Source organism: Candidatus Flexifilum breve (genome assembly GCF_016713355.1).
On record NZ_JADJPI010000022.1, the window covers coordinates 64,065 to 73,015 of the forward strand.

At 55.9% G+C, this 8,951-nt stretch carries 14 protein-coding genes; 7 read left to right on the top strand and 7 right to left on the bottom strand.

The features are described from left to right. Positions 1-2: 2 nt before the first annotated feature. Both IPK17_RS19680 and IPK17_RS19685 read right to left on the bottom strand, forming a co-directional pair. Positions 3-776, bottom strand: coding sequence for a DUF6754 domain-containing protein (locus tag IPK17_RS19680; RefSeq protein WP_343419402.1), 774 nt, complete (start codon positions 774-776; stop codon positions 3-5). 1 nt (position 777) lies between these two features. Beyond that, positions 778-1,011 (bottom strand): hypothetical protein, encoded by a 234-nt coding sequence (locus IPK17_RS19685; protein WP_343419403.1) that lies wholly within the window; start codon positions 1,009-1,011, stop codon positions 778-780. Between the two features lie 205 nt (positions 1,012-1,216). Here IPK17_RS19685 and IPK17_RS19690 point away from each other — a divergent pair, with 205 nt between their 5' ends. The 6 genes from IPK17_RS19690 to IPK17_RS19715 all read left to right on the top strand — a co-directional run bounded on the left by IPK17_RS19690 (position 1,217) and on the right by IPK17_RS19715 (position 5,451). Continuing rightward, the gene (locus tag IPK17_RS19690) at positions 1,217-1,822 is read left to right on the top strand and encodes an LURP-one-related family protein (protein WP_343419404.1); all 606 of its coding nucleotides are present in this window, start codon (positions 1,217-1,219) and stop codon (positions 1,820-1,822) included. Between the two features lie 244 nt (positions 1,823-2,066). After that, positions 2,067-2,852 (top strand): metallophosphoesterase family protein, encoded by a 786-nt coding sequence (locus IPK17_RS19695; RefSeq protein WP_343419405.1) that lies wholly within the window; start codon positions 2,067-2,069, stop codon positions 2,850-2,852. 3 nt (positions 2,853-2,855) lie between these two features. Beyond that, positions 2,856-3,491 carry a hypothetical protein gene (locus IPK17_RS19700; RefSeq protein ID WP_343419406.1) on the top strand — a complete coding sequence of 212 codons (636 nt, stop codon included), beginning with the start codon at positions 2,856-2,858 and terminating at the stop codon, positions 3,489-3,491. A 149-nt stretch (positions 3,492-3,640) separates the two neighbouring features. Further along, positions 3,641-4,408 carry a 3-hydroxyacyl-CoA dehydrogenase gene (locus IPK17_RS19705; RefSeq protein ID WP_343419407.1) on the top strand — a complete coding sequence of 256 codons (768 nt, stop codon included), beginning with the start codon at positions 3,641-3,643 and terminating at the stop codon, positions 4,406-4,408. Between the two features lie 22 nt (positions 4,409-4,430). Continuing rightward, complete coding sequence (locus IPK17_RS19710) at positions 4,431-4,757, top strand: hypothetical protein (protein ID WP_343419408.1); 327 nt, start codon at positions 4,431-4,433, stop codon at positions 4,755-4,757. A 103-nt stretch (positions 4,758-4,860) separates the two neighbouring features. Then, positions 4,861-5,451 carry a hypothetical protein gene (locus tag IPK17_RS19715; protein ID WP_343419409.1) on the top strand — a complete coding sequence of 197 codons (591 nt, stop codon included), beginning with the start codon at positions 4,861-4,863 and terminating at the stop codon, positions 5,449-5,451. A gap of 190 nt (positions 5,452-5,641) precedes the next feature. On the opposite strand, the gene IPK17_RS19720 is transcribed toward IPK17_RS19715, so the two are convergent. From IPK17_RS19720 to IPK17_RS19740, 5 genes are all read right to left on the bottom strand, one after another. Further along, positions 5,642-6,394 (bottom strand): hypothetical protein, encoded by a 753-nt coding sequence (locus IPK17_RS19720; protein WP_343419410.1) that lies wholly within the window; start codon positions 6,392-6,394, stop codon positions 5,642-5,644. 2 nt (positions 6,395-6,396) lie between these two features. After that, a complete protein-coding gene (locus tag IPK17_RS19725) occupies positions 6,397-6,945 on the bottom strand; it encodes a hypothetical protein (protein ID WP_343419411.1) in 549 nt (182 codons plus the stop codon). A gap of 201 nt (positions 6,946-7,146) precedes the next feature. After that, positions 7,147-7,437, bottom strand: a complete 291-nt coding sequence (locus tag IPK17_RS19730; RefSeq protein WP_343419412.1) for a hypothetical protein — start codon at positions 7,435-7,437, stop codon at positions 7,147-7,149. Positions 7,438-7,547: 110 nt separating this feature from the next. Continuing rightward, a complete protein-coding gene (locus IPK17_RS19735) occupies positions 7,548-7,928 on the bottom strand; it encodes a hypothetical protein (RefSeq protein WP_343419413.1) in 381 nt (126 codons plus the stop codon). Between the two features lie 162 nt (positions 7,929-8,090). Next, entirely contained in the window at positions 8,091-8,237 is a 147-nt protein-coding gene (locus IPK17_RS19740; protein WP_343419414.1) for a hypothetical protein, read from the bottom strand. Positions 8,238-8,343: 106 nt separating this feature from the next. On the opposite strand from IPK17_RS19740, the gene IPK17_RS19745 reads away from it, so the two are divergent. Then, on the top strand, positions 8,344-8,589 hold the full coding sequence (locus tag IPK17_RS19745; RefSeq protein WP_343419415.1) for a hypothetical protein: 246 nt from the start codon (positions 8,344-8,346) through the stop codon (positions 8,587-8,589). The last annotated feature ends 362 nt before the right edge of the window (positions 8,590-8,951 follow it).

Here is an 8,951-nt window from a genome sequence, read left to right on the forward strand (position 1 = left end):
AATCAGCCTCCCCCGAGGAGCGCGGTGCGGACAGGCTCATACAGACTGACGAAGGTGTAGACGACAATCGCGCCGATCAGCAACCAGCGCAGCGTGTCGAGCGCGACGACTGCGCCGCGTTGGGCGGTGTTGTCGCCGAGATACGCGCCCGCGACGAACATCTCTTCGCCGATCAGCGTGTCCCCGGCCAGCGCGTAAGCGACCGCCTGCCCCGTCAGATCGACGCTGGAAGCGATGCTGCCCTGCTTGCGGCGGTTGGCGGCATCGAGCACGAGCGCGAGTTCGCTGCCAAAATTGCCGAGCAGGATGCTTCCGCTCACTTGATCCGCGCTGAGGGTGGTCGTCAGCGCGCCCGCGAAGGCCAGCGGTTGAGCGGGCGCCGGATACCAGCGCAGGTAGCGTCCGCTGAAGCGGTCAGCGTGACCACGGCGCGCATACGCTCGCTGGAGCAGTACATAACTCAGCGGCAGCACGAGCGGATCATTTGCGGTGAGAATCGTGGGTTCGGCCCGGACGGCCGTTTGATAGAACAATTCGGCACTGGCTAACGTCAGGAGCGTGTTGCTGCCGCCCAGACCGGTATTCGCCACCGAGATGTGGACGGGGCGTCCGGCTTCAATCGCCGTCCCGACCATCGTCGGAATCGAGGCATAGGCGGCAATCGGGCGCAGGGGAAAAGCATCTTTCCGCCGCCGCGCGACCAGCGCGCCCTGCACCAGTGAGAGCAGTGTCAGGCATATGATCACCACCGTGATGAACTGCGTCGTCGTATCCAACCTAGGCATCCTCGTCCAATAAGGCTCGCAGCCGTTCGACTCCATCCGGCTGTTCAAGCGTCCGCGCTAATCCGGCGACGATCTCGCGCCCGCCAAAGAGTCCGGCGGTCGGCTGGGCTATCCATAGAAGCTGAGCGCCTAATACCCCCAGCGGCCCGATCACATCCAGAAGCACACTCACTGCATTGGTCAAGCCGCGCCGTTTCAAGGCGGCGATCAGTTCAGCATCATTCATGAACGCCAGTATAACACGCGCAGGCACAGTGTAGAAATGAATCTCGCACTCAGCCTGCGTTACGGTTTGGTTAGATCTGAGGCGATTGCGTCAGATCGGGAGCGGCGGCGATGTCAAGGCGTCTGCTTACCTTATCTATGTTATATTGAAACCAGCCTTTATGCGCGTAAATCCTGAAAATCGTACACCAAGAAGGACTAGAATCATGCTCCAGTATCCGCTGACGTTGAATTTCAAACTGATCGCTTTAGCGCCGCGTATTCGCGTCACCGATGCGACCGGGCGGCTCATTCTGTACGTGCATCAGAAGACGTTCAAGCTCAAAGAAGATGTGCGCATTTTTGCGGATGAAGCCAAGACAAACGAACTCTTCCGCATCAACGCAGACCGCATCTTCGACTTTTCCGCCAAGTACCACCTCAGCGAGAGCGCGACCGGACGCCAACTCGGCCACATCAAGCATCGGGGCATGCGCTCGATCTGGAGCGCGACCTACGAAATGTACGACGCGAATGATCAGGTCACGCACATCATGACGGAAGATAATCCGTGGGTCAAAGTGTTGGACACCATCGCCAGCAACATCGACATCATCGGCATGTTCAGCGGCTACTTCCTCAACCCAACGTACACCGTGCATCGCGGCACCGACAAAGAGGGCGAAGGCGTGTTGAAGTTGAGCAAGCGCCCGGCCTTCTTCGAAAGCAACTTCACCATCGAAAACCTCGACCCCAATCTCACCGAACAGGACGAACGCCGCCTGATCCTCGGCATCATCATGGCCGTGCAGATGGAACGCTCGCGCGGGTAAAGCTGACCGCACTCTCCAGTTCGTTGTAGGGACGCAATTCATTGCGTCCGTCGTTTCCGCCCCCACCCCCGACCCCCTCCCCGAATTCAGGGAGGGGAGACAACAGCGTTCGCCACGTCTTCCCTCTCTCCGCTTGCCTAGGAGAGAGGATTTAGGGGTGAGGTTGATCTATCGGAAACGGGAATTTCCCGCCGCCGGGTGGTATAACAGGGGCGTTGACCGACGACTCTAGCAAAGGTGCATTATGCGTCTGGCAGTCATTTCGGATATTCACGGTAATTTGACCGCGCTCGAAGCTGTGCTCGCGGATTTGGAAGCGCGCGGCGGGTCGGATCACCTGTGGTTTTTGGGCGATCTGGCGGCGATAGGTCCGCGTCCGGCGGAATGTGTCCGGCGGATCAAAGCGTTCGCCGATGCGGCGGCGGAAGGCGAGAAAAAAGGTACGTTCCGCGCCATTCGCGGCAACACGGATCGCTGGATTGTGCACGGGACACGTGCCAAATCGGCGGGTGTCGACAAAGCCGAAGACCTGCCCAACCTCATCAACGCGTTTCGCAACATGGGCGGCGCCATGATCTGGGCGCTGGAGCAGTTGAGTTACGAAGAATACGACTTCCTGCGCAAACTCCCCGGCGAATGCGATCTGCAGGTGCCTGGTTACGGCACGGTGATCGGCTATCACGGCACGCCGGGCGATGATGAAGGCTTCCTCACGCCGGAAACGACCGACGAAGAAGCGGCGGATGCCCTGCTCGACCGCGAGGGACGCCTTGGCATTGGCGGGCACATCCATCGGCAAATGGATCGGTCGTTGAGTATTGGCGGCTGGCGGGCGATCAACGTCGGCTCAGTCGGCATGTCGTTCGAAAAACCGGGGATCGCGCAGTATGGCGTGTTCACCTTCGAGGATGGCGACGTGCAGGTCGATTTGCGCGGCGTACCCTATGACCTCGAAGCGGTGATCGCTGACCTGAAAGCGGTGGGCTTCCCGGCGCTCGACTGGGCGACCAAGACTTTCCGTAGGACGTAGCCGATGCCCAAACGCCCCCAACTGCTGAGCGAACTGGGCGGCGAACAGGATTACGGCGTGCTGCTCGTCGCGCAGATGGGTGGCGTCCCCAACCAGATCGACCTGATCATCCAGACGGCGATCTACGATGAGGCCGCCGAAGGGCTGCGCCCGCGCCATACCTACATCGTCCGCGCGCTCGGCGTGCGCGAACACCGCCTGACGGTCGGCATGTTCGGCAAGCTGCGCCTGCTGGACGAGCACCCGCTGCTGTATCACCACAACGCGCCCAAAGTAGCCGTGTACTTCGACGGCACGCCCAAAGACCTCAACGAGCTGGTGCTGGATATTTCGCAGACGCATGTGCTCCCCTATGACGGCTGGCGGCATCTGGTCGATACCGACGACATCAACCGCTCGACACCCATGACGACGCTGTTCAAGCGCGGCTTTGGTGTGCTCGGCGTGATGCCCAAGCCGCTGGCGGAACGCATCGGCAAGGTGCTGGAACATCACGGCATCAAGCACACGGACAACGAAGAACTCCCCGACGACAACACCGACGAACACGGCCGTTCGCGCCTCGCCAAGCTGCTGCTGCTCGACCAGTCGTATATCATCGCCCTCGACTTCAGCGTGGAAGAACTCGGCAAAACTTAGGACTGAGCATTGAGGACTGAGGACTGAGAACCGCAGGACTGAGAAAAACGCTGCTAAGGTTAGGTATGGATACCTGATAAGCCTACCGGCAGACGAAAATAAACTCAGTCCTTAGTCCTCGCTACTTCTTTATTTTAAGGAGACTTGATATGCAGCTTACAGATTCTGTCGCTTTAGTGACCGGGGGCGCGTCCGGGTTGGGCGCCGGTGTGGTGGCGCGCTTTATTTCGGCGGGCGCGAAAGTTGTGATCGTCGACCGGGACGAGGAGAAGGGCGCGGCGCTGGCGGCGACGCTCGGCGCGAACGCGCGGGCGGTGCGCGCCGATGTGACCAGCGAAGCCGACATCCAGAACGCCATTGCGACGGCGGTCGAAGCGTTCGGCGGCGTGAACATCACCGTGAACTGCGCGGGGATCGGCATGGCCATGAAAACGGTCGGCAAGAACGGCGCGCATCCGCTGGACGTCTTCGAGACGGTCATCCGCATCAATTTGATCGGCACATTCAACGTGATCCGCTTGGTGGCGGCGCACATGGTGACCAACAATCCGAACGCGGAAGGCGAACGCGGCGTGATCATCAACACGGCGTCGGTGGCGGCCTACGACGGGCAGATCGGTCAGGCGGCGTATTCGGCCTCGAAGGGCGGCATCGTCGGCATGACACTGCCCATTGCCCGCGACCTCGCCCGCGAGGGCATCCGCGTGGTGACGATTGCGCCGGGCATCTTCGACACGCCGCTGCTCGCCGCTCTGCCGGAGCCCGCGCGCGTGTCGCTGGGGCAGCAGGTGCCGTTCCCATCGCGCCTCGGTCGCCCGGAGGAGTACGCGCAGTTGGCGCAGGCCATCGTCGAAAACGTGATGCTCAACGGCGAAGTGATTCGACTGGATGGGGCTTTGCGCATGGGAATGAAGTAGGGCAAATCTAGGAGAAACGCGAATGACAAACCAAACCTACACCAGCTTTGTTGAAGAACTAGAGCAAGTGATTGCCAAACAGGGCTGGAATTTAGCCAAGCAAGTTAACAGCTCGTGGTGTTCGTTTAAACCTCGCAAGCGTCGCAACGTAGCTTTCGGAATCATGATCGGAGCAGGGAATACACTATATATCTATGTTAAACGTGTACATGCTGAGGCTGAATTATTCCCAATCAAGGCGGCGAACTACGACAAAGATCATGATCAAGATGAGTTTCTGCTTGAACCAGGCATTACTCAGGTGGAGTCCTTCTTGCCTTTACTGAAATTGGCCTACTCTCGCTGCTAAAACGAAGTTTCTGATTCGGCGTGTCGGCGGGCTGAGAATGGCGATGAAGTAAGACAACTCTCGCTTCAGTGCTAAAAGTCTAATTTGTTTCATGAAGGTCACTATGAACCAAAACGAGGCACTAGTTTACACGCAGATTCTCGGAAATGTGTTGGGAGTGTTGATCCCCCTGTGCGCGCTATTTATCGCCCGTCGAGAGTTAAACAAATGGCGAACTGAACTTATTGGAAGAAATCGCATTGAATTAGCACAGCAATTGGGAAGAGCTGCTGTGAAATTTCGGAATTCATTTTCCCGCATATTCTCAAAACCGATTTACGAACACGAGTATTCTGAACGTCAAAAATCTGCTGATGAGGCTTACCAACTAACTTATTTACTTGATAAATGCTATACGTACCGCAAACGAGCAGCGAAGGCGCATCAATTGATGGAGGAGCTAGAAGAACAAGGTGCAAGAAGCAGAAATCGTTTTCAAAAAGATATACGCGAATATGTTGATGAGTGCCGGAAAATTATTACTGGACTTGAGTCACTAATAGATATTTATGAAGACACATTGGGAGGTGCAAGCTTCCCAGGCGATCATGAAGGCAACATCTTGTTTGAAATGGAGGTCGCCCAGTTTGAGGCGATACGCGATGGAAAGATAAGTCTCTTCAAGTCAGAGTTGATAATGCAACAAGCAGTCTAAAAAACACAGGTTATTCAATATCTTAAATAGCTCTTGGTTATTGGAGTTTGGCATCAGGCGTGTGGGCGGCATAAGGATGTCTCCCAAGTAAGCCAGAGTTTGGCATTAGGATGTCGGTGGCCTATGAACGTCGCCGCAGTAGACCTTCTTGGGAGCGTCTTTTTTCGCTCGATTCAAGTTTGATTCTTACTTAAACACGAATAGTATCTTCGTCTTCATCCGGTTCACCGGAGAGAGGTGAGAGCGTCTTGACAAGTTTGCCATCGATATCAAGCTGCAATAACTCATCATTTTGATTGTGGATAATACTCCATATCGCTTGAGAAGACGGGAAGACATCATGAAGTGTCATACCGTAGCGCTCCATATATACGCTTAGAACCTCCGCGTATACTTTGGGTTCCCATTCGTCTAGTATTGGTTTTGAGGACAAGCCCATCAATGGCATCTGAACGACTTCTGTAGGTCTGCTTAGATTATTTGGCATAGAAACCATGTACTTCACGGTGCGATTCATCAAAGAGGCACCATAGACTACATTTGCAAAGACTTCATCGAACTGAATTCGATGCAGGGAAAGCAAGTCAATTTCCTCAAAGTAGTGCTTACTGATCACCTCCTGTACACCACTGTCTTCTAAAACTACAATCAAGCCTATTTCGCCCATTCGTATGCCAAAAACCATTGGAGAGAGTAAGTCGTGGTAGTCGAAAGCTAAGTCGATTGGATGATCTAGGATTCGGAGAATAAACATTGACCACGGCTGGAAGCCTCGAAAGACAAAGGGCAATCTTACAGACTGCAAGAAATGATGAAGTGTGGCGAACTCCTGTAGTTGCTCCTCAGTAAAGATAAAACCTTGCGATGCGTCTTTCCGATCACGTAACAGCGACAACTCTCGAAAGAGAATGCCGTAATAGATTTTCGCTACCCATTGGAACACGCTCAGTTTAGGGAGTTTCGAAACTCATCCAGTCCGTTGTTATAAGCGTTAGCGATTGTCTCTTCCAATCGACTAAGATAATTGGTATTGCAGTTCTCGCAGCAAGGTATGAGCACCTGTTTGTAGGGAATAGTAGTCCTATTCTGCAATTCTAGAGTTTGATTCCACAGGTTGTATTTACGCTGCAACCATTTTGGAAAAACATGTTCATCGCTTCTGTTTGTAGCCGTGAGGACAACGCCACACAAAAAGCAATGATCATTATCAAATGTCCAAGTTGTAATAGGATCGTAAAGAGGAGTTAAGCCGACACTGTGCGCGGTATTGACAATACTGGTGTGAGCAGCAAAATAACGCATTCGTTTGCCGCTGAAGTCGATTTGTTTCGACGCCTTTCCACGACGAATGAGCTCATCAAGTAATTCTCCAACATAGGAGTTAGATTTCAGTCCGACCTTAATTCCAATTTCCTTGCGAGTTGTACCAACCCCGGTGCGTTTCCAAAGGAATTCTAAAACCTGATTCAGTCGTTGTTCCCGCTTGTTCGACATGACATTTCTCCAGGTCAGAAAAGGTGAACCGCACACCTCATGGGCATCTCAAGGTCGCCTAGTTCGATCTATATTAGTAAGAGTGATATTCGATAGTCAAGAGGCTTTTGGAGTTTGGCATTCGGCGTGTCGGGGCACTGCGAATGTCGTCTAAACAGTGTCAGCTTGCCGTGTGCTCGGTAAGCTGACACTGTTTGCGCCTTACGCTCCTTCCATCTCCCGAGGCAGCGTGCGTCGAGGCGGCGTGGCTTGTGGTCGGCGCTCCCCCAGAATGGGGCGTTCGATCAACTGGTAGGTATCCACATAGGCCCAGCGCCAGCTCGGTCCAGACCGCTGGGGAGCGCAGATCCCAGCCATCCCGGATGCCCCGACGATGAACTCAGCGCCAGCATAGTGCCACAAATAGATCCCGTATGTCAGGTTGCCCAACCAGCGCACGAAGCGGTTTTCGATCACGAAATGCCCGGCGCTGATGTTCCAGGATCCAACCACGCGAAGACGAAAACGTCATCGCATAATCCATCCCACGACATGCGCGGGAACTTCGGCGACGATCAGCAGGCCGAGCACCACCAGCAAAGCGGTCCGCGCGGGCCGCGTGGTCAGCGGGCTGCGTTCGACCGCCGCGCGGCGATAGTGCCATAAACGCGGCCAACCCGCCCAGCGCGAGCGCATCCACCTTGAGATAGAGGCACAATCTGATGCAGTGGGCTCTCGACTGGAGTCAGCGCGAGGAGCAGCGGGCGCAGGCCAATCACCAACCCGAAGGTCAGCCGGATGAAGCGCGCGCGCACCACCCACGGGAGCAGCCCGTAGAAGATAACTTCCACACTCGGACTCCAGAAATGGCTGATCATGCCAGAGACACTGTTCATCGCCAGCATAGGGGATGAAGCGGCGAACAGCGCCGTCGCCGGGTACTGAAGCGCGTTGAACTGGCGACCAAACACGATCCCATAGTCGGGCGCGGTGGCGATGCTCACCTTGCTTGACGGCCAGCACCAGATAATAAGCGGGCACCAGGCGACGCAGGCGGCGTTCATAAAAGCGCAGGGGCTTAATCGGCTGCCGCTGTTTGTCGGAGAGCAGAGATCGAGGTGAGCAGAAAGCCGGAGAGCATAGAACAGAGCACCGCTCCGCCCCGGTCAGGTCAGATTGCGCAGAATTCCCGTATTCACATCGATCGGGAACCAGCCGGGGATGAATTCGTGGACATGCCCGACGACGACGGATAGGGCTGCGTAAACGCGCAGCGTGTGCAAACCCGGAATATACCGGGTGGTTGGAGCCAAGAGAGATACATGCATTCCGGCATAATAGCACAGAACATGGCTGAACAGCACCCGCAGTCGGGTAAGACTGAGAAGACATTTATCCTATGGAAAGCGAGCAGCCTCTGTGGAAAGCATCATTTTGAGCGGCGAACGCGTGCACTTGCGCGACTGGATGCTGACGGATCTGGAAGCATTCGCCCACTGGCAGCAGCCCGGTCAACGGTGGCAGGAGCTCGACGGCCCGTACTACCCCGGCCCCAAAGCGGACGACATCTCCGGGCATCGTCAGGCGCATCAAAACGCGCCTCGCGGCAACTTCTCGACGCCGCGCCAGAACCTGATCATCGCGCTCAGAAGTCAGATCAGTTGATCGGGCGGGTGTCGCGCTACTGGATCAGCGAGGAAACGAACTGGTTAGCGGCGGGCATCTCGATCTGCGACGCCCGGCGTTGTGGGGGGCAGGCTATGGAGCAGAGGCGCTCAGCCTGCTGGACAGGCTACCTGTTTGCGGCCTTCCGCGCGATCGTGCGGCTGGACTTGCAGACGTGGTCAGGCAACCCGGGCATGATAAGTGGCGACCAAGCTCGGCTATCAACTGGAAGGCCGCTTGCCAGGCGCGGATCGTGCGCGGGAATACTTCGACGCGCTCGGCTGCAGGGATCTTGCGCGAGGAGTAGGCAAAGTCGCCGGAATAACGTCAGTTAAGGTTAAACGCCCACCTGTAGAGGCATG